The following is a 20603-nucleotide window of genomic DNA, read 5'->3' on the forward strand; positions in this document are numbered from 1 at the left end:
CCTCCAGTATGCAGGGTTCAGGGCGAGGAAACCAGCCCCGCTCAGGCTTGCCCACCCACCACAATCTCCGAAATGAGCAGGTGGGGCTGGCCCACCTCCACCGGCAGGCTGCCCGAAAGCGAGCCGCACATGCCGGGGCCCATCTCGAGGTCGTCGGAGACGGCCACAATGCGCTGGATGCTCTCGGGGCCCTTGCCCACCAGCATGGCCCCCCGCACCGGCTCCTCGAGGCGCCCGTGGCGGATGATGTAGCCTTCCTTGACGGCAAAGTTGTACTCCCCCGAGCCGGGCCGCACCTGCCCCCCGCCCATGTCGGCGGCATACAGGCCATACTCGATGCCCTCGAAGAGTTTTTCCTTGGGGGTGCTGCCGGGGGCAATGAAGGTGTTGCGCATCCGGCTGGTGGGGGCAAAGGTGTAGTCCTGGCGGCGGCCCGAGCCGGTGGGCCGGTAGCCGGTGAGCAGGCTGCCGAGCCGGTCTACCATGTAGCTTTTCAGCACCCCGTTCTCGATCAGAACGGTGCGCTCGGTGGCCTGGCCCTCGTCGTCGAACTCCTGCGAGCCCCAGCCGTGGGGGGTGGTGCCGTCGTCAATGTAGGTGACCACCTCGGAGGCCACTTTCTCGCCAAGCTTGTCGGAGAGCACGCTGGCCTTTTTGGCGACCGAGGTGGTCTCCAGGAGGTGCCCCAAGGCCTCGTGGAAAATCACCCCGCCGAAGCCGCTGCCAATGACCACCGGCATGGTGCCGGCGGGGGCGGGCTTGGCCCGCAGGTTGGTCAGGGCCTGCAGGCCCGCTTTGCGCCCAACCTCGGCGGGGGGGTAGCGGTCGAAGAGCTCGAGGCCCACCGAGAGCCCCGGCCCCACCACCCCGGTCTGCATTCCGCTCTCGTCCTGAGCGATGGCGGTCACATACAGGCGCGTGCGCACCCGACGGTCCTCGGCCCAGGTTCCTTCGCTCGTAGCCACCAGGACTTCCTGCTCCCACTCCATCAGGTCGCTTTGCACCTGCTTGATCTGGGGCCCCACCCGCGCCCCGGCCTCGGCCTCGCGGATGCGCTCCAGGCGGTAACGCTTGTCCCGTGCCGTAAAGGGAATCTCGGGGGCGTGCAGGCCTTGCGCGGTGGCCTTGCGAAAGTCAAGCCCGCCCCGGCCCCGCTCATCCACCTGCCCGGCGCTGCCCTTGAGCCTGACCAGGGTGTCGGTGAGCTCGAGCAAGCTCTCGGGGCTCAGGTCGTTGGTGTAGGCGTAGACCACCTCGGTTCCATAGAACAAGCGCAGCCCGGCGCCATACTCGAGGCCGCTGGTGGCCTCCTTCACCTCGCCCGACAGCACCCGCAAGGCCCGCCGCCGCCAGCGTTCCACATACAACTCCGCAAAGTCGGCCCCACCCACGCGGGCCTTCTGCAACACGTCGCCGACCAACGCTTCTGCTAGCACAAGACCTCCTTCTAACCCTGCCAGCCTACCAGGATTCCGCCCACCCCATACCCAACTTGAATTGCATTTTGCACGACCCGGCCTGATTGCAAATCAGCACGACTGGCACTGGAGCATTCCCAATAGTTTTCCCAAACCCCGACTCAACTCTGTGCACACCGCCAAACCCAGGTCACAGGCCCCTCGCCCAGCCCTCATCCTTTGCTCGTGGGCAGCCTTAAACTAGAGCTGTTTTGAAGGGGCCCCTTGTTCTTCTGTTGCTTCTGGCGCTGCTCTTGGGCAGCGGGGTCTGGGGTCAAAGCCTGCCCCCCATTCGCATTGGCGACCAGCCGGGGTTTGCACGGGTGGTACTCGACCTGCCCAAAAACACCCCCTACACCATCGAGCCGCTCGGGGCTGCCCTGCGGGTGACCTTACCGGGACAGACCCTCACGCCCGGCCTGCACTTCGTGAGCCTGCCCGAGCTGGCAGGCTATGTGCTGGAACAGCATGAAGACAAGGCGGTGCTGATTTTGCTCACGCCTCAGGGGGTCACGCCCCGCTCCGGGTACAAGACCATGACCCTGGCCGCCCTGGAAGGGGATGGGCAGCGGTTGGTGATTGACCTCTCGGGGGCCTTTGTGGATACGAGTCCGCTCTCCTCCCCACCCGGTTTTCGCTTTATAAAGGCCCAGGGGCGGCGCTTTTCGGTGGTGCTGGACGCCGGGCACGGCGGCCCCGACCCAGGGGCCATGGGGCCGGTGGCCGAGAAATGGGTGAACCTCGAGGTGGCCCTGCGGGTGCGCCGCCTGCTGCAAGAGGCCGGGGTCGAGGTTACGCTAACCCGCGAAAGCGATACCGCCTTTTCTCCCGACAAGCGCACCGACCTGACTCAGCGCATAGCCCTGGCCGAGGGCAAACAGATCTTTGTTTCCATTCACGCCAACGCCACCGTACCGGCCCGGGCCGATGGTTGGTGCGGCCTCGAGGTCTACTACTTTGGCCCCACGGGCGCCCGCCCTTTTTTTCCACCCCCGGCCCCCCTCACCCCCCCGCCCGTGGCCGTCACCCCCAGTCCGCTGGATATCCTGGCTGCTGCAACCCAGCCAGGCACCCTCGACCCCGGCGCCCAGCCCAGCCCCGAGGACGTAAACCCCATCCCGCCCCAGAGTCTGCCCAGCCCCACCCCCCAGATGAACTCGGCCCGCCGCATGGAACTCTCGCGCACCCTGGCTGCGCGGGTGCTCTCGTACATGCTGGGGGCCACTGCCGCCGTCAACCGAGGGGTGCGCAGCGCCGATTTCTTCGTCATCCGCTACGCCAGCGTCCCGGCCATCCTGGTGGAGATGGGCTACCTGAGCCATCCCATAGAGGGGCAGAACCTGCGCGATGCGAACTATTTAGACCGCATCAGCTACGGCATCGCGCGGGGGGTGCTGGAGTATCTGGAAAACGACCATCCGCTCGAGTAGCCCCCCCTAGCCCCTCAGGGCAGCCTTAACTAAGCAATATCAGGAGCGGCTCTGACATCCTCCACACCTGCCCTGCACCCCTTCCTGGGCTGTTGTTGGCAAATCGTTACGCGAACCCTCCCGCTTGGTTTCTGTTACCCTACTCGGCATGGAGTTTGTGATTAACCTGTTGCTGATTGCCGCCGGCATCGTGCTTCTGTACTTTGGGGGCGAAGCGCTGGTGAGAAACGCGGTGGTGCTGGCCCGCAGTTGGGGCATCAGCACCATGGTGGTGGGCCTCACGGTGGTGGCCTTCGGCACCAGCAGCCCTGAGCTGGCGGCCAGTCTGGCGGCGGCCCTCTCGGGCAGTCCGGCCATCGCCATCGGGAACGTGGTGGGTTCCAACATCCTGAACATCCTGTTCATTCTGGGCCTCACCGCCCTGATAGCCCCCATCCGGGCCCAGGCCCAGTTCATCAAGCGCGAGGTGCCCATCATGATCGGGGCGGCCTTGCTGCTGTTTGTATTTCTTAACTTTGACCAGCAGATAAGCCGCCTCGAGGGGCTCTTATCGGTGGCCTTGCTGGGCCTGTATATCTGGTTTTTGTACAAGAGCAGCACAGGCGAAAGCACCGAGGTGCAGGGCGAGTTCGACCAGGAATATGGCAAACCCATTCAAGCGGGCTGGCCAACCTACGCAGGGGTGGTGTTGGGGCTGGTGCTCCTGGGGGTGGGGGCCCGCCTCCTGACCATCGGGGCGGTGGAGCTGGCCCGGGCCTTTGGGGTTCCGGAGCTTGTGATTGGTCTGACCATCGTGGCCCTGGGCACCAGCCTCCCGGAGGTGGCCGCCTCCCTCATGGCAGCCCTGCGCCGCGAACCGGACATCGCCCTGGGCAACATCGTGGGCTCCAACATTTTCAATATTCTGGGCATTCTGGGCATTACGGCCCTGGTACAGCCCATTGGCCTGCCCTGGGAGAGCATCGTGCGTGACCTGTGGGTCATGCTCGGGGCCAGCGTCCTCTTGTGGCCTTTTCTGGTCACCGGGTTCCGGCTGGGCCGGCGCGAGGGGGGCCTTTTTCTGGGGTTGTACGGGGTCTATGTAGCCCTTCTCATCCGAACCGCCAGCTAAGGCGCAACTAGCTGGTGCATGCGGGCCAGCAGGGCAAGGGCCCGTTCCAGCGCCAGGCGCATCTCCCGTCCGGTTTTGGCTGCCATTTCGGCCTCTATCAGTATCTCCAGGGCCTGGGCGATGGCCTCCCCGGTCATTTTCTTGGCAAGCAGCAGGGTTTGTTTGGCCGCGTAGGGGTGCATGCCCAGGGCGCTGGCTGCCATCCCCTCCCCCATCATGGGGTCGTCCTGCAACAGCGCCCAGGCTTTGGCCACCCGCACATACTGCCAGGACAGGGCACCTAAAATCCGCAGGGGGTCTTCACCCCGCTCGAGGAGTTCGCGGGCATACTTGAAAGCCTGGGTGGCCTTGCCCTCGGTGGTCGAACGCACCAGATCGAAGCCGGAAATGGGGGTGTCCAGGGCTGCCAGGGCCTGCACTTTCTCGAGGGTCATGGGTGGAGAGGCCAGGCTGAGTTTTTGCAGTTCCTGGTCGAGGGCTTCCAGACCCAGGGCGGGGTTTTCGGCGCTGCCCTTGCCCCCGACCAGACCCGCCAGATACGACGCGATGGCCCCTGGCAACTTGAGGTCGTAGTGGCGGGCGCGGTTGACGACCCAGTGGGTCATCTCCTTGGGGCCGGGGGTGGGGTGGTCACGCTTCTGGGCCCTGTCGGCATACCACTTGCTGCGGGCTGCCGTGGGGCGGGGGTCGAGCAACAACACCACGGCATCTGCTGGGAGCCCTTCCAGCACTTCCCTGAGGGGTTTCCAGTCGGCCTCGGTCAGGTCGCGCAGGTCCACCAGGGCCCCGCCGGGGCCAAAAAGCCCCCCTTGAGCCTCCTGGGCCACCAGAATGGGCTCCGGGGGCATCAAGTGGGGGGCCAGGCCCTGCAAACGGGCCTCTTGCAGCAGGGCTTCGCGGGCCAGAAAGCTGTCGCCGGTAAAAACCTGAATCATGTCCAGGGGCAGGATACCAGAGGGAGGGCGCAGGGGTTGGGGGGTGCAAAAAAGGCCTGGCTCTGCTGGCACCAGCCAACCGGGGTTCTCCGACCTGCGAGGGGTCAACTCCTTTTTCTCAGACTCATCGCACCTCCCACCCTTACGCCTCACAAAGTGATCGCGCTAAAGCGTAGTCATGTACCCGGCGCAGCAAAAACCGCTGCATCGGGTATTCGTGGGAAGCGCTCTCAAACCACAGCCTCGAGCGCCGTCGGTTCCGGTGTGGGCTCGAGCGGCGCCCGTGATTCATCCGAAGGGCCAGGTTTATGCCCGTGCTTATCGGACTTTTCAGCCTCCGGTTTGACCCCCTGGGTGCTGGCGTACTCCCACCAAAGCTGCAAAAGCTGGGGCTCGAGGTCGGCCACCATCCCTTGCAGGCGGGTCAGCTCGTTGCGGGCAAAGCCGCTATTGACGACCACACCCACCGGCTGGAGGGTGAACTTGGCCCAGGTGTCCCCGTCGCGGGTCACGAAGATGTGCGGTTTTTCCTGGGCGCTGCCCGACTTGACATAGAAGCGAAAACCACCCCGGCGCATGAGCGTCAACATGCTTAAAGTTTAGCCAACCCTGCTCGAGGTTCTCGTGTTTCTGACCATCCCGGGCATTGCGCGAACAACCATGCTGCCCTGCCGGCCCACCCAAGCCCCCGCATTTTTCGTATAGATTGAACCCAGATGGACGACCGTCTGCGGCTCCTGATTGCAGTGGCCCTGCTGGGGAGCTTTGCGCTTTTTAGCTGGCGCGGCCTGGGCGAGGCGTTTCGGGAGCGCGGGCGCTACACCGATGCCCTGGGGCTGATACCCGCCGCCGCCACCCCCTTGCGCTTCGCCGTGCCCTCGCTGCGCGAGCTTGCGGTGCGCTACCACCTCGAACCCACCCAGGCCACCTGCGCCCTGTGTCATATTGGTCGGGAGAGCACAAGGCAACTCAATCCTTTTGGCCGAGACTATCAGACCATCGTGCGCCGGATGCTGGACGAAACTGTGGCCGCCGACAGCCCCGAAGCCCGCAGCATCTTTCAGCTCAATGTGGCCCAGATTCGCCAGGCCCTTCGGGAGGTCACCCAGGATGGGCTCGACTCCGACGACGACGGGTTTGACAACGACCTCGAGTTGCTCTTTGGTTTCAGGCCGGGTGAGGCCGAGTCCAGGCCCAACCTGAAGCCGGAGACCTTATTGGACTACCGGGCTCGCTTACGTGGGCTGGCCCGGGAAGGGCGACTCGAAACCTTGCTTCGCTCGGGTGTCCGGGTCGGGCAGGATGAACTGCCGGCACGCGGAACTGATTTGGTCTCGAAGAGCAGTGTCCTGGCTTACTGGGGCTTCACCCCAGACCAGACCCCCCTGGTGCGGCTGGAGCGGCTGGCCCTCTACAAAGCGGCGCTCCATCAATAAACCACCCCCCAGTAATGGGGGGGTAGAAAAGAACCTGACTCAGCGAAGGCTAGTCCGCCGCCTGAGGCTGGGGTGTGCGGGTGCTTTCGCCGCGCAGGAAGAAGAAGAGCCCCAGCACGAAGGGGATGAAGGGCATCCAGAGGTTGGGGTAGGGATAGAACAGGGCGATGGCCAGCAGCCCCATCACCCAGCTTTCCCAGCGCTGCAAGGGCCGGCGGGTGTACCCCACCGTGGCGGCGGCCAGAAAGACAATGGCTGTACCGGTGAAGAAGAAGCGCTCGAGGATGATCAACCAGCCCTCAATCCCCGGCACGTTCTGCACAATCGGCAGAATCAGCAAGCCGGTTCCGGTGAAGGAGAGCAGGAAGAAGAAGCCGATGATGTACTTGGCCAGCGCCACCCGCGCCGCATAAACCCCGGTCAGGATGGGGTTGGTCTTGAACACCGAGGCCGCGGCATAACCCGAGAGGGCCACCGGGGGGGTCACATCGGCCAGCACCGCGTAGTAGAAGAGGAACATGTGGGTCGCCAGCGTCGCGGCCAGCACCGCCTGCTGGGGCTCGAGGCCATACCCCTGGAAGTTAGCGGCGGCAATCTTGATGATGGCGGGTGCGGTCAGCGAGGCGGTAAGCACGTAGGTCGCCGTGGGCGGCACCCCCATTCCCAGAATCAGGCTGAAGACGGCGGTGACCAGGGTCGCCAGCAGCAGGCTTTCGCCCGAAACCTGCCCCAGGAACAACGAGAACTTGGAAGGCAGGCCGGTAATCACCATCATGCCGAAAATCAGGTTGGCGGCCACAATCGCCGAGCCGATGGGAATGAGCTGGCGGAAGCCCTCGGCCAGCCCCAGGGCAATCGGCTCAATGGCCCCCCGCAGCCTGCCGCTGGCCCAGGCCGGATAAACAAAGGTGCCCAGCAACAGCCCCAGCACAGCTAGGGTAATGGGCAGAACCGGTATTTTCCCCAGTTCCCAGCCTGCCAGCACCGGCAAAAAAGCCCCCAGCAAAGCCAGCCCGATGCCCAGGGGCAGCCCCAGTTTGTAGGCTGGACTCCGCATGGCCTCGGCCAGGGGGGCAGGCCGCAAGGTGGGGTCGAGGTAGCAGACCAGGATAAAGGCCAAGGAAGCCAGGTAGACCGCGGTCGAGACCTCGGTGCCCAAGAAGAGCATCACCACAATCAGGATGATGGGGATAAAGATGGTGCTGTAGCGCAGGGCATAGCTCCGCCGCAGGGTTTCGTCGCCCCCCACCGGAGGCAGCTTGGCCTTGCGGGCATAGAACTCGTTGAAGGTCAGAATCCCCGCCAGATACAAAAGCATGGGCCCGATGGCCATGATGACCACCCACAGATAGCTAATCTGCAGGATTTCCACCATCACAAAGGCAATCGAGCCCAGCACCGGCGGGGTGATGAGGGCAATGGTGCCCGCAGTGGCCACCAGACCCGCCGCAATCATCTTGTCGTAGTTGGCTTTTTCGTAAAGGGGTTTGGTCAGGGTGGCCACAAACTGCGTATCCGCCGCCCCCGAGCCGCTAAACATACCCATGAAGACCGAGGCGATGCCGGTCACCCGTCCGGGGGTCTGCGGGGTGCGGCCCACCAGGGAAAGGGCGATGTTGGCCACCACTCGCCCCAGCCCCAGCGCCCCTATCAGCCCCGAGAGGATGGTGAAGTAGACCAGGTACTTGGCCGAGACCCCGGTAATAAGGCCGTAGATGCCCGCTTCGGTCTCGTTGTAGGTTTTGCCCAGAATCAGGTCGATTCCGTTTTTGGCGCCCCGGAAGGTGCCCGGTACGTACTGGCCATACATGTTGTAGGCCAGGAAAATCAGCACCAGCGAGGGCATGATGGGGCCCAGCAAGCGAGAAACCAGCCCCAGCACCAGGATAATGATGCTGAAGGACATGGCCATATCCCAGCCCGCCGGAATCACCGCCCGGTTGACCAGCTCCTCGTAGTAGCGCACCTGGTAAGCCCAGGGCGCAATGGCCAGCAAGGCAGCGGCGATGTCAGTATAGCGGCGCAACTGGGGCCACAAAGCCGGTAGCACGGCCAGCGCCCAGGCCAGGGTTCCCATCAGCTTGCCAGCCAGCGGGATGTCCACCCCTGGCACGTTGGGCACCCAGAAGGTATAGAGGAAAGGCAGGGTCAGGGCTGCAAAAACCCACGCACCGATGGTTCGCCTGGTGGCCGGAAGGCGAGAGGTGATGAGATAACCTGCAACCAGGAGCAGCAAAACGTGGGTAGCCCGGCGAAGCTGAACCTGGTCCAGGATGCTAAAATCCCAGCGGCTCAGGGGAGTAAAAGGGTGTACCACCAGATACAGGCTGAAAAGGGCCGCTACGAGCAGAATAATCCAGATGACGCGCCCCATCCGGGTGGTTCTACCCGCGCTATCCTGAGGTATTTCCATAAGACCTCCTCAAAACAGGCACCTGAACACCTCGCGGTATTGGTTCCAGTTTAGAACCTCTGCGAACACCACACAGCCCAGAGGCAAAAGCCTTTTTCGAGTCAGCAAAAAGCTCCCCCACCCGGGTTGAGGGAGCTTTGGACGTGGCTTTCAAGGTCTACCGGATGGCGCCGGTCTCACGCAGGTAGCGCAAGGCACCGGGATGGAAGGGAATGACCACTTTTTGGTTGTACAGGTCTACGGTGTTCTTGATGGTGGTGTCGCGGGCCGCGGCGGTGGCGGTCACCAGGGTTTGCAGGTTGCTGAAAACCGCCTTCATAATGGCCGCGGCCAGGTCGTCGGGCATGGAGGCCGGGCACAGGAACACGTTGCCGGTGTAGAGGGCAAACACGTTGTCTTTGGTGCCGTAGGCGGCCTTGGGCAGCACACCGGTGGTGATGATACCGGGGAACTCTTTCATCAGGAGCTGGGCCGTGGGGCCATTGCGGGGAGAATCTACCAGCTTGATCTGATCCCCTTTGCGGGCCAGGCTCTGGGCCAGCTCCACCACACTGGCGGTGGGCACCCCCCCAACCCAGAAGTAGGCATCGATGGTGCCTTCGGACAGGGCTTTGGCCGATTCGGCGGCGGGCAGGCGCTCCCGTTTGGCAAACTCACGCACATCTACACCGGCCCCCTTGAGCACCAGCAGGGCCAGGTTTTCGGTCGAGGAGCCGGGCTGGCCGGTCGAGACCCGCTTGCCCCGTAGGTCGCCTACAAACTTGATGCCCGAGTTTTCGGTGGTCACGATGTGGATCAGGCTGGGGTACATGTAGAACATGATGCGCTGCATGTCGGCCTTGCGCTGGGCAAAGCGCGGCTCTTCACCCGTGTAGGTGACCAGGGCCGAATCGGTGGTGGCCAGGGCACAGTAGTAGGTGCGGGAGGCTGGGTCGGTGCGGTCGCGCAAGAGCAGCAGGTTGTCGTAGGAACCCCCGGTTTGTTGAGCGGTGGCATCGGCCACTCCCGACTCGCTCAGCAACTTGGCAATGGCCTGCCCGTAGAAGAAAAACACGCCCCCAGTGCTACCCGTAGGAATAACCACCCGGGGACGCTGCTGGGCCAGGGCCGCCCCCAGCACCAGCATCAAGGCAATTACAAGCACTTTCCACAGCTTCATTGAAAAACCTCCTGAAAACCGGATCAAAAACGGCGTAGTGGGTCACCCAAAACATCGTTCTAGCCCGATGTGTCTTGGGTTATGCTTCCGGCTGTGGTCAGTTTACATATTACATGTAACATGTCAAGGGGCAGACGCCAGAATACCTGCCGGTAGGGCGCAATCTAAAACGTAAAGTTGGAGTGAATCTGTCTAGATGGAGCTATGAAGCCTCGAGCCAAGCTGCAATCCGAACGTCTCGCCGACAAGGCCTACGCTGTGTTGCGCTCCCAGATTTTGAAGGGGGTGTTGCCGCCCGGCCACGCCCTCAGCGTGCCGGAGCTATCGCGCCAGCTCGGGGTCTCGCGCAGCCCGGTGCGCGAGGCGGTGTTGCAGCTGGTGGCCGAGGGGCTGGCCCGGGAACAGGCCCACAAGGGAGCGGTGGTGGCCCATTTCAGCCTCGAGGATGCGCTGCAAATCCTGGAGGTGCGCGAGGTGCTGGAGGTGGCCTCGGTGCGGCTGGGCGCCAGCCGGGCCGCTCCTGAAGACCTGGCCCGGCTGAAGCAGGTGCTGCAAGCCCAGGCCAAGGCTCTTCAGGAGAGCGACTTTGTGGGCTACCAGGCCACCGATCTTCAGTTTCACAGGCTGCTGGGCACCCTCAGCCACAACCCCGTACTGGAGCGGATGGTGGGGCTGCTCAAGGATCAGTCGCACCTGGCGCTGGAACCGGCAGCCCGCAGCCTGGCCCAGCTCGAGCGGGGGTACCACGAACACCGCTCGGTGCTGGCTGCCCTCGAGGCCCGCAACGCCGAAGGCGCCGGCCTGGCCCTTCTGAAGCACTTCAAGCGCATCCGGGAAAGCCTGGAAGGTTGGCTGGTAACGAAATAGACCGCTCTTCCCATACGATGAGCCATTCGGGTTGGAGAAAGCCTGGTTCTGAACAAAACAGTGGCGGCCTGGAAACTCGAAAACATGCGTCTGGGCCCAGGCGCAACGCAGACCAGCGTGCCTCACCTCGGTGCGGCACGTCTCTTTGTCTCTTCTCGTGTTCGTGGGCGGCCACGTCTGTGAAGAGCGCAATAATGCGCAGTTCCAGGTTCCAGCGTAGTGGCAACCTTCAAAGATATTGAGCGGGGGCGGTCGGAGGTGGGGCGTGGTCTCCAGCACCCGCACCCTACCCCCGTCCCTGCCTCAACACCCCCACCGCTTGCCGGGTGTTCCAGCCAAAGATGGTACTGGAGAGCTTTGCGGACGCAAACCCTGCAAAACCGGAATCAACTTCCAGGCCCGAACCGGTTGCGTAAACTGACCGGCGGGTCAGTTTAGGGGTATGATGGGGGGGTGCTGGCGCTGGCCCTGCTACGAGACCCCCAATATCGCACCTACTGGATTGCGCTGTTCCTTTCCCAACTTGGCACCTGGATGCAAGCAGCCACACAGGGTTGGTTGGTGCTGGAGCTGACCGGCAGCGCCGAGCGTCTGGGCTTGGTGGTGGCTTTGCAGTTTCTGCCCTCGCTGCTTTTCTCCATTCCAGCCGGGGTGCTCTCGGATCGGTACAGCCGACGCAACCTCCTCTTCATCACCCAGGGCGGCATGGCGATGCTGGCCTTTGGCATGTTTGCCCTGATCGTGACCGGGCTGGTGCGCTACGAGCACGTCCTGGTGTTCGCCTTCCTGTACGGCATGTTCAACGCCATGGACCTGCCCGTGCGGCAAGCCTTCACGGTGGAGCTGGCCGGTAAGGATCGCTATCCCGGCGCCATCGCCCTCAACTCTTTTGGTTTCAATACCTCGAGGCTGGTGGGGCCGGCCCTGGCCGGGCTGCTCATCGCAGGTTTCGGGCTTTCCTGGAGCTACCTGGCCAACGCGCTTTCCTTCATTCCGCTCATCGCGGTGCTGTTTTTCACACCCGGCGGCAAAATAGAGCCCCAGCATCGCGGGGTCATGGAGGATGCCCTCGAGGGCCTGCGCTTTGTCTGGCAAGAGCCCCTGGTACGGCAGGTGGTGGTGCTGGTGGGGCTGACCAGTCTGCTGGGCATGAACTTTCAGACCATCGTGCCTTCCTATGCAAGGCTCGAGCTTGGCCTCGACGCGCAGGGGTTCGGCTTCCTGATGTCGGCAGTGGGCCTGGGTTCAATCGTGGCCGCCCTGGTTCAGGCCATTGCCTCCAGGGCCCGCCCCATGCGGGCCGTGATCGGCAGCATTATTCTGGGTACGTCGCTGATGACCCTGGCCCTGCCTCTGCCGACCCTCTGGGTCGCGGTGGTGCTGGGCATTGGTGGTCTGGGCATGATTACCACCATGCTCAACTCCAACACCACCGTGCAACTCATTGCGCCCGACCGCATCCGGGGCCGGGTGATGTCGGTGTACTCGATGGTCTTGCTGGGCTCGGGGCCGCTGGGCGCCTATCTTTCGGGCTTTTTGATCGAGGCCCTGGGGGCCCGCTGGGGCGTGGCCGTGATGGGCCTCCTGACCCTGATGGCGGCCCTGGTCATGATTCGCTTTCCCTGGCCCAAAGCGCTGGCCCCCGCGCCCAAAGCCGAGCCGCCCATGCCCACCCCCCAGGTTGCCTCCGACTGACCCCGCCTGGGTATGCTGTGCAAGGTGGAGATACTGCCGGCCCTCGAGGCCCGCTACCAGATGCCCCTGACCCCGCTGGTCGGCGGGGCCGAGGCCCGCACCTTTGCGGGGGATGGGCTGGTGTTCAAAGTCTACCCACCCCAAACCACCGAACCAGGCGGCATCTACGCCGCGCGCCTGGAAGCCCTGAACATGACCAAAGCAGGGCTGGCCGAGTGGGTCGTGGAGGCCTACACCCTCAACCAGCACGGCATTCTGGTAACCCGGCGCTACCCCGGAACCAACTTTACCCCCACCCGCTTCAGCCAGGCCGCTCTGAACGAGCTGGCCCGATTTTTCGTACACCTCCACAGCATCGCAGAACCGGGCGTGGTCAGCCGTTCTCGTCTGCAAAACCGCCTCAACCAGTTTGGCGGCACCCTGCACGACCTTCCCCAGGCCCAGCAGTTGGTGGGCTGGCTCTGGCAGCACATAGACGAAGTCGCCGGAACCCCCCAGGCGTTCTGCCACCGCGACCCCCATGCGGGCAACATCCTCTTGAAGCATCCCGAGGCCCAGGGCGTGCCCGAGGCCCTGGTGGTGGACTGGGTGCGCGCCCAGCCCGACGACCCCGCCCGCGACCTGGCCATCCTGACCACCGGCACGCTGGTGCTGCTGGGCGAGGAAAAGGCCACCGCCGCCCTGCAAAGCATTGTACAGAGCTACCCCGAACCCACCCTGCTCTGGCGCCGCCTGCGCTTCTGGGTGCCCCTCACCTACCTGCACGATATGCACTGGTTCCGCACCAAAGAGCCGGCGGGTTTCGAGGCCGCCGTGGCCGACAAGATGCCCAAGGCCCTGCGGTTCTACCAGGACTTCAACCCAGAGCTGGCCTGATGGGTAGGCCCAAAGCTTGAGGCTTGCATCTCAACCTTCGACTGACCCACGACCCCACCGCGAGCGTGCCCCGGCATTTTCATTTGCCCTCTGCTGCATCCCAGTGTTACGATTCAGCCAACATGAAGGTGACCGTGGTCGACCACCCCCTGGTGCAGCACAAGCTGGCCATCATTCGGGACAAACACACCGGCAACAAAGAGTTCCGTGAGCTGATGGAAGAGGTCACCATGCTCATGGCCTACGAGGCCATGCGCGACCTCGAGCTTGCCCCCGTGACCATCGAGACCCCGCTCACCACCATGACCGCTCACATGCTCTCGGGCAAAAAACTGGCGGTGGTCGCCATTTTGCGCGCCGGTCTGATTATGGTGGACGGCATCCTCAAGCTGGTGCCGGCGGCCAAAGTGGGCCACATCGGGCTTTACCGCGACCCAGAAACCCTCAACCCGGTGGAGTATTACTGCAAACTCCCCGCCGATATTGCCGAGCGCAGGGTCTTCCTGACCGACCCCATGCTGGCCACCGCAGGCAGCGCGGTGCACGCCCTCTCCATCCTGAAAGCCAGGGGGGCCCACCACATCAAGCTGATGAGCATCATCGCGGCCCCCGAGGGCATCAAGCGGGTACAAGAAGCCCACCCCGACGTGGAAATCGTGGTCGCCGCCATAGACAGCCACCTCAACGACCACGGCTACATTGTGCCCGGCCTGGGCGATGCCGGGGATCGGATTTACGGCACCAAGTAGCCAGGGGCTCCGGGCAGGGCGCGCACCTTCATTTGCGCATAACCACCCGCACGGCCCGCCAGGGTTTTGGGTGGGATATTGCGCTCTTCACAGACCTGGCCGCCCACGAAAACGAGCATGCGTCCGGGCCGAGACGCATCTAACACACCAAGGCGTGCGCCGGGCCTTTTCCCACCCACTCCCCCTGCACAAATCCTCACCCGTTCGCTATAAGCTAGAGCGGCTCAGGTATGATTGAGTTTCTCAAATCCATCGGCATCGCCAACCCCACCGGCTCGGGCTGGATGATTGTGGTGTTTACGTTCCTGGTGGCCTGGACCGTGACCTGGCGGTTTATGCCCAGGGTAAGGCAGTTTGCCCTCAAGGTTGGCTGGGCCGACCAGCCCAATGCCCGCCGTCTGAACAAGGAACCCCTGCCCAATGCGGGAGGCCTGGCCATTTTTGCGGGCGTGGTGGCTGCCCTGGTCGCGGCTACCGCTCTGCGTCCCATTCTGATTCAGGAAGTGCAGGTGCAGGTGCTGGCCATTTTGCTGGGGGGGGCCATCCTGGTGCTGGTGGGTTTTGTGGATGACCAGTTCGGCCTGCCCCCGCTTTTTCGCCTTTTGGTGCAGTTTCTGGCAGCGCTGCTCCTGGTCGCGGTGGACATCCGCTTTCATGCGGCCTTCGGCACCGCCCTGGACCCCTTCTGGGGCACGGTGCTCACCATCGCATGGGTGGTGGGTATCACCAACGCAGTCAACCTGATGGATGGTGTAGACGGCCTGGCCGGGGGCATCGCCTTTATTACCGCCATGAGTCTGCTGGCGGTATCGGCCCAGAACCCCCAGTGGGCGGCTGCCACCCTGGTGCTGGCTGCGCTGGCGGGTGCGGCGCTGGGCTTTTTGCGGCACAACTTTTTCCCCTCCAAAATCATCATGGGCGATGCTGGAGCCTATTTCTTTGGCTATGTGCTGGCCGCCACCGCCTTGCTGGGAAGCCTCAAGGTGACCACGGTTTTTTCGCTGGTTCCCACCGCCTTGTTTTTGCTGCTGCCCATTCTGGATACCTCGCAGGTGTTTGTCCGCCGCCTGCTCAAGCGGCAAAACCCCATGTCCACCCCGGGCAAAGACCATATTCACCACCGGCTTCTGGCCAGGGGCTTTTCCCAGCGGCGGACCACCGTTACCCTCTGGGCCATTACCCTGGCCCTGAATCTGGTGGCCATGTGGGTGCAGGGGGTGGGGGGGGTGGTCATTGCGGTAACGATTATGGGCACCGCATCGCTGCTGGGCTTTACGGTCTGGCGCAAGCTGCGGGCCGTTTGGAAGGAGACCGCACAGCAGGCTCCGGGAAGCGCTTAGTTCTGCGTCGCACAAAAGCCCGTTCGTGCCCCCCTCGCTCGGTTCCTCCCCGACCTCGCAGGGGCGGCCTGAGGTTGCAGACCTGGCCCTTCATGCAATGGGCCTGGGCAAGCACCCTCCCCAACCAGGGCCTCGAGGGCAACCACCCTTTGGAATCTGTGGCCGAATGTGGGTATCTTGACGACCGTGTACTCAGCTCGAGGCCGAGGTATAGCTCCGCAGGGCAAAGCGCCAGAAGAACCTGGAAAAAACCAGTAGAAAAACCGCTATCAGTAGGGCCAGCCCCAGACCGGTCAGGGTCAGGCGGCCCAGCGCGGCCTCGGCGGGCACCGTGGTCAGGAAGGCCACCGGCACCACAAAGGTGAAGACGAAGCGGTAAGCCACCGGAAAGGCCTGCACCGGGAAACGCCCGGCCTCGAGCAAGGCCCGCAGGACTTCGGTGGCGTTGGCCACCTTGACAAACCAGATGCTGCTGGTGCCGATGATGAACCACAGGCTGTAGAGCATCACAAACGCCACCGCCAACAGCCCGAAGCCCATCCAATAGTCGGCCAGGCTCAGCCCCAGGCGCTGGCCTGCGTACACCCACAGCAACAGTCCAATCACCCCATCGCTCAGGCCCCAGGGCGAAAGGGTGCGAAAAGAAAGCCAGAACTGGCTGTCCAGCGGCTTTAGCAGCACAAAGTCGAGGGTACCTTTTTGCACCTGCTCCACCACCCGGTTCAGGTTGGGCGAGAGCAGGGTAAAGGCGAAGCCATCCAGCATCAGGAAGGCGCCCAGCACCAGCAAGGCTTCCTCGAACCTCCAGCCCCCGGGCTGGTAGCCCCCCTGGTAGAGCAACGAGATTCCGAACAGGCTTCCGGCGGCTCCGCCGAGGGCCGAGAGCAGAGCCACCAGAAAGTTGCCCCGATACTCGAGCTCGGCCGCCAAGGCGGTTCCCCAAAAGCGGCTCAGCACCCGAAGATAGCGCATGGGCTCAGTGTATCAGGCGGCCCAACGGGTCACATGGGGTTTAAGATGGCCTTTGCCCAGAGACATGGTGCGAATCCAGATGCGTTCAGCCTTCGGCTTGGGGCTTTCCCTTCCCTAGCCCCTGAAAGGCCCCCCGCGCCACACCACCGGCCCAATGATTTTGACCGGGTCGTCGCGGTGGCGCACCACCGGCGGCAGGCTGCGGCGGGCCGGGTAAAACACGATGTGTTCCCCCTCTTCCCGGTAGCGCTTGATGAGCAGCACCTCGTTCTGGCCATCCCAGGCCACCACCACGTCGCCGGCCCTAGGCATTCGGGCGGTATCCACCGCGACCCGGTCTCCTGGCGCGATGCTCTGGCTTATGGCCCGCACGCCCTCGGAAACCATGCAGTCGCCATTGACCGCAAAAACCACCACGTTTTCGGGCTGGGCCCCGAGTTTTCGCAGGTCCTCCAGCGGCACCGAGGCCAGTTCTTCCATGGAGGCCGAACCCTCCTGACCCGCCCAAACCGCTGCCTGGACCGGGAACGTGACAAATCGCAGCCTGGCTTCCATGCGCCGGGCTCCCTCAGGCACCGGGCTTTCGGAAAAGGTTAGCTCCAACCCGGTCGCCTCCGAGAACTCCCGCAGATTCCAGCCCAGCACCTGCAGCAGAGCCCGCAGTTTGGCCGCTCCCAGGCCCAGCGTGGGGTGAATCAGGCCGCGCTCGAGGCGGCTCACCTCGGTCTGGTTGAGCAGCCCCGATGCCTGCGCTAGCTGGCTTTGCGAGAGGCCCTGGCGCTGGCGTTGCTGGCGGATGGCAATGGCCCAGTAAGGGGGGTTCATGGAATGGCCTCGAGACGATGCTAAGTCATTTTGATTAAGAGGTAAGGAAAAAAGTCATATTGACTAATCATCTCTTCTATAATAGCATATCACAACCGATTGTTCTGTTTTTAGCGTAATCCCTTCAGACCCAGGTGCCCCATGGAACCCAAACCCTCCACCCTCGATTTTCTGGCCCGGCTCGAGCCCTGGCAGTTTTGGGGCATTATCGGCCTGTTCGCCGGTGCGGGCGCCTTGCTCCGCTTCCTGGTCGAGAGCGCACAAGGCCCGTGCTGGAAGAGGGCTCTGCGCGTTTTGAGCAGCGCTTTCTGGGGCACCCTGGCCGCCCTCCTGGTCTCGGACTGGCTCACCCTTTCGCCCAAAAGCCTTCTGGTTCTGGCCACGCTGCTGGGCTGGGTTGGCTCGGAGGTCACCCTGGGCCAGCTGCTCAGGGTTGTGGGCAAGAAGACCGACCTGAAGCTCGAGGCCCCTAAATCCCCCCGCAAGAAAAACGGTCGGAAAAAACCGGTGAAATAGAGCGCTCTTCACGTACTTAGAGCCATTCGACTAGAAAGCTTTGTCCTGGACAGAACAGTGAGCGCCTGGATAGGCGGCCATGTTTGTGAAGGGCGCGACAACATCCCAGAAACCACGCTCACTTTGACGCCCCCCGCTCTGCCGATAGCATGAATGCCATGGAGCTTGGCTACTCTTTTTGTCCGAACGATACATTTATTTTTTACGCCCTGGCCCACGGCAAGGTAGCCACCCCCTTCCCCATTGCCGAACGCCTGGAAGACGTGGAAACCCTCAACCGCTGGGCCCTGCAGGGCCGGCTCCCCCTCACCAAAATCAGCTACGCTGCTTACGGACGCCTGCGTGAGCAGTATGTTGCGCTCCGCGCCGGAGGGGCCCTGGGGCGCGGGGTGGGGCCCCTGCTGGTGGCCCGGCAACCCCTGAACAGCCTGCGGGGGCGGAAAATTGCCATTCCGGGTCAGAACACGACCGCGTTTCTTCTGCTCTCCCTCCATAGCCAGGGCTTTGAACCGATGGAGATGCGCTACGACCACATCATGCCCGCTGTGGCGAGGGGCGAGGTGGACGCCGGTCTTATCATCCACGAATCGCGCTTTACCTATCCCCAGCACGGGCTGCAAAAGTTGCTCGATCTGGGCGAGTGGTGGGAGCAACAAACCGGCCTGCCGCTCCCCTTGGGGGCCATTCTGGCCCGGCGCGACCTGGGCATGGAAACCATTCGGGCTGTAGACGGCGCGGTGCGGGCCAGCCTGGAGTATGCCCGGGCCCATCCCCAAGAGACCGTGGCCTACATCAAGCAGCACGCCCAGGAACTGCAAGACGAAGTGATCTGGGCCCACATCCACACCTATGTCAACGAGTATTCGCTGGATGTGGGGCCCGAAGGCGAGGCCGCCGTGGCCGAGCTGTTCCGCCGCGGCGAGGCCGCCGGGCTCCTGCCCGCTTCTCACCTATCGCTCTTTGCTTGAACCCGGTGCAGGCTTGGCCTGTTTAGGGGGAGAAAAACCGTGTCTGCTGGCCTTCTTTGGAACTTTGTCCAGCCGCTTTACACGGGGGCCCCAATAGGCGTGTTTCTCACAATTTGTATTCTTCACCAAAAGTGTCCTCGAGCCAGAACCGCTAAATTAAAGCCATGACCCCGGAGTTTATCGCCACACTGCCGCCCGAGGCCAGGGCCGAAGCCGAGCGGGTATTCCGTAGCTTCACGGCCCGGCGGGGCAGCTATGTGTGCTATCCCGAGGACGAAGCCAAGACCCTGTACTTCGTGCAGGAGGGCTGGGTTCGGCTGTTCCAGCTGGGGCCCCAAGAAGAAGAAATCACCCTGACCGTGGTGGGGGCCGGAGACATTTTCGGCGAAGGCGCCCTGCTGCCCGGTGAGCGCTACGGCGTGTTTGCCGAGCCGCTGGTTGACTGCGAGCTGCTCTCGGCCTCCAGAGAAGACCTGCAACGCCTGACTGGCCGCTTCCCCGAGGCCCAGGCCGCTTTTGTGCTCCTGCTCTCGCGCAGGCTGCGCAAAGCCGAGGAACGCCTGCGGGACCTGCGCTTCAAAGAGGTGCTGCCCCGGCTGGCCAAAGCCCTGCTCTCGGCCATGCGCAAGGGCGAGGAGGGCCTCGAGGTCACCCTCTCCCATCAAGACCTGGCCCACCTGGCCGGCTCCACCCGCGAAACCATTACCAAGGTGCTGGGCGAGCTGGCCATGGACGATGCCATCGAACTGGGCTACCGGCGTATCCTGATCCTCAAGCCCGACACCCTCAGGCGGATGTCGCTGTAGCAAAAAAACGCTGGGACGGCCCGGCCACATCTGGCTTGGAACCTCGAGGCAAGCGCAAATTCTGGATTCCAAGGCATCTTTGGGTTATGCCAAAGCCACCTGCACCCACCTGGGCCGCAATGCCGCCACAAGTTACGCTACGACGAACCCCCAGGCGATAGAATCCCCTAGCCATGCCCGACCCCCTGCACCCGTTTCTGCCTTATGACCTACAAAGCCTGCCGGATTTGCTGCGCACGGCCCGGGATGCGCCGCGCGAGGCCCTGCGGGCAGGGCTGGTGGCCTACCTCCAGCGGCTGGGCGCCCCCAAAGCCAGCCTCGAGGCCGCCGAGCAACTGGCGCACCCCAACAGCCGGGTGGTGGTCAGCGGGCAGCAGGCCGGGCTGCTGACCGGGCCGGCCTACACCTTTTACAAGGCCCATGCCGCGCTCAAGCTGGCCAGGGCATACACTTCCCTGGAACAACCGGTGGTGCCGGTCTTCTGGGTGGCTTCGCAAGACCACGACACCGACGAAATCCGCAGCGTGGAACTGCTGGACTTCGAAGAACGCATACACCGCCTGGAGCTCCCCCTTCCCCCAGCGCACCCTGCCGGGCGCATTCCCTTTGCCCCTTATTTTGCCCAGGTCTGCAACCTGCTGCGCTCCTTTAACGGGTATCCCGAGGTGCGCGAGCGCATCTGCCGGGCCATGCTGGGCAACTGGAGCTACAGCGAGGTTTTTGCCCGGCTGATGCTGGAATTCCTGGGCCCTTATGGGCTGGTGGTCTTCGACCCCATGGCCAAGGAGCTGGCCCCCCTGTTTGTGCCGGCCCTGGAGCGGGAGATTGCCAATCCCCTGGCTTCCTCCGAGGCCATCAACCGCACGGCCCAGGCCATGAAACAAGCGGGCCTCGAGCCCGCGCTGGGCCGGGGCGAGGCCGCCACCAACCTGTTTTTGGAGGGTTCGGATGGGGTTCGTCGGCTGCTGCGCTTCCGCGAGGGTCGCTTTGACGACGGCCTGGAACGCTACAGCCCCGCCGACCTGCGAGCCCTGCTGGCCCACGACCC

At 63.5% G+C, this 20603-nt stretch carries 19 protein-coding genes; 12 read left to right on the forward strand and 7 right to left on the reverse strand.

Features of this window, described 5'->3' with window-relative positions:
- Nucleotides 1–41: 41 nt before the first annotated feature.
- Nucleotides 42–1436 (reverse strand): TldD/PmbA family protein, encoded by a 1395-nt coding sequence (locus NZN28_RS03965; RefSeq protein ID WP_295395476.1) that lies wholly within the window; start codon nt 1434–1436, stop codon nt 42–44.
- 233 nt (nt 1437–1669) lie between these two features.
- Between NZN28_RS03965 and NZN28_RS03970 the strand changes: the two genes are divergently transcribed.
- Nucleotides 1670–2887: an N-acetylmuramoyl-L-alanine amidase gene (locus NZN28_RS03970; protein ID WP_295395477.1), complete on the forward strand. Its 1218-nt coding sequence runs from the start codon at nt 1670–1672 to the stop codon at nt 2885–2887.
- 148 nt (nt 2888–3035) lie between these two features.
- Nucleotides 3036–3998, forward strand: coding sequence for a calcium/sodium antiporter (locus NZN28_RS03975; RefSeq protein ID WP_295395478.1), 963 nt, complete (start codon nt 3036–3038; stop codon nt 3996–3998).
- Here NZN28_RS03975 and holA read toward each other — a convergent pair.
- Nucleotides 3995–4933, reverse strand: coding sequence for a DNA polymerase III subunit delta (gene holA, locus NZN28_RS03980; protein WP_295395479.1), 939 nt, complete (start codon nt 4931–4933; stop codon nt 3995–3997). The genes NZN28_RS03975 and holA overlap by 4 nt on opposite strands.
- A 230-nt stretch (nt 4934–5163) precedes the next feature.
- Entirely contained in the window at nt 5164–5523 is a 360-nt protein-coding gene (locus NZN28_RS03985) for a DUF4160 domain-containing protein (RefSeq protein ID WP_295395480.1), read from the reverse strand.
- 126 nt (nt 5524–5649) lie between these two features.
- Here NZN28_RS03985 and NZN28_RS03990 point away from each other — a divergent pair, with 126 nt between their 5' ends.
- Nucleotides 5650–6369 (forward strand): hypothetical protein, encoded by a 720-nt coding sequence (locus NZN28_RS03990; protein WP_295395481.1) that lies wholly within the window; start codon nt 5650–5652, stop codon nt 6367–6369.
- A gap of 49 nt (nt 6370–6418) precedes the next feature.
- On the opposite strand, the gene NZN28_RS03995 is transcribed toward NZN28_RS03990, so the two are convergent.
- The gene (locus NZN28_RS03995) at nt 6419–8782 is read right to left on the reverse strand and encodes a TRAP transporter fused permease subunit (protein ID WP_295395482.1); all 2364 of its coding nucleotides are present in this window, start codon (nt 8780–8782) and stop codon (nt 6419–6421) included.
- Between the two features lie 157 nt (nt 8783–8939).
- Entirely contained in the window at nt 8940–9941 is a 1002-nt protein-coding gene (locus tag NZN28_RS04000) for a TAXI family TRAP transporter solute-binding subunit (RefSeq protein WP_295395483.1), read from the reverse strand.
- Between the two features lie 204 nt (nt 9942–10145).
- Here NZN28_RS04000 and NZN28_RS04005 point away from each other — a divergent pair, with 204 nt between their 5' ends.
- From NZN28_RS04005 to NZN28_RS04025, 5 genes are all read left to right on the forward strand, one after another.
- A complete protein-coding gene (locus NZN28_RS04005) occupies nt 10146–10808 on the forward strand; it encodes a GntR family transcriptional regulator (RefSeq protein ID WP_295395484.1) in 663 nt (220 codons plus the stop codon).
- A gap of 453 nt (nt 10809–11261) precedes the next feature.
- On the forward strand, nt 11262–12503 hold the full coding sequence (locus NZN28_RS04010; protein WP_295395485.1) for an MFS transporter: 1242 nt from the start codon (nt 11262–11264) through the stop codon (nt 12501–12503).
- 12 nt (nt 12504–12515) lie between these two features.
- Nucleotides 12516–13379: a phosphotransferase family protein gene (locus NZN28_RS04015; protein ID WP_295395486.1), complete on the forward strand. Its 864-nt coding sequence runs from the start codon at nt 12516–12518 to the stop codon at nt 13377–13379.
- A gap of 122 nt (nt 13380–13501) precedes the next feature.
- Nucleotides 13502–14128, forward strand: a complete 627-nt coding sequence (gene upp, locus NZN28_RS04020; RefSeq protein WP_295395487.1) for a uracil phosphoribosyltransferase — start codon at nt 13502–13504, stop codon at nt 14126–14128.
- A 230-nt stretch (nt 14129–14358) separates the two neighbouring features.
- Nucleotides 14359–15468, forward strand: a complete 1110-nt coding sequence (locus NZN28_RS04025) for an MraY family glycosyltransferase (protein ID WP_295395488.1) — start codon at nt 14359–14361, stop codon at nt 15466–15468.
- A gap of 192 nt (nt 15469–15660) precedes the next feature.
- Here the strand turns inward: NZN28_RS04025 and NZN28_RS04030 are convergent, their stop codons facing one another.
- Together NZN28_RS04030 and NZN28_RS04035 are read right to left on the reverse strand one after the other, a co-directional pair.
- Nucleotides 15661–16440 carry an ABC-2 family transporter protein gene (locus NZN28_RS04030; RefSeq protein WP_295395489.1) on the reverse strand — a complete coding sequence of 260 codons (780 nt, stop codon included), beginning with the start codon at nt 16438–16440 and terminating at the stop codon, nt 15661–15663.
- 114 nt (nt 16441–16554) lie between these two features.
- Nucleotides 16555–17265, reverse strand: a complete 711-nt coding sequence (locus NZN28_RS04035; RefSeq protein WP_295395490.1) for a S24 family peptidase — start codon at nt 17263–17265, stop codon at nt 16555–16557.
- 141 nt (nt 17266–17406) lie between these two features.
- Here NZN28_RS04035 and NZN28_RS04040 point away from each other — a divergent pair, with 141 nt between their 5' ends.
- The 4 genes from NZN28_RS04040 to bshC form a co-directional block, all read left to right on the forward strand.
- Complete coding sequence (locus NZN28_RS04040; protein ID WP_295395491.1) at nt 17407–17781, forward strand: hypothetical protein; 375 nt, start codon at nt 17407–17409, stop codon at nt 17779–17781.
- Nucleotides 17782–17930: 149 nt separating this feature from the next.
- Nucleotides 17931–18749 carry a 1,4-dihydroxy-6-naphthoate synthase gene (locus NZN28_RS04045; RefSeq protein ID WP_295395492.1) on the forward strand — a complete coding sequence of 273 codons (819 nt, stop codon included), beginning with the start codon at nt 17931–17933 and terminating at the stop codon, nt 18747–18749.
- 164 nt (nt 18750–18913) lie between these two features.
- On the forward strand, nt 18914–19555 hold the full coding sequence (locus NZN28_RS04050) for a Crp/Fnr family transcriptional regulator (RefSeq protein ID WP_295395493.1): 642 nt from the start codon (nt 18914–18916) through the stop codon (nt 19553–19555).
- A gap of 173 nt (nt 19556–19728) precedes the next feature.
- Nucleotides 19729–20603 (forward strand): bacillithiol biosynthesis BshC (gene bshC, locus NZN28_RS04055; protein ID WP_295395494.1); only part of this gene is annotated, 875 nt, incomplete at its 3' end.

It is taken from the genome of Meiothermus sp. (genome assembly GCF_025056915.1).
Classification (GTDB): domain Bacteria; phylum Deinococcota; class Deinococci; order Deinococcales; family Thermaceae; genus Meiothermus.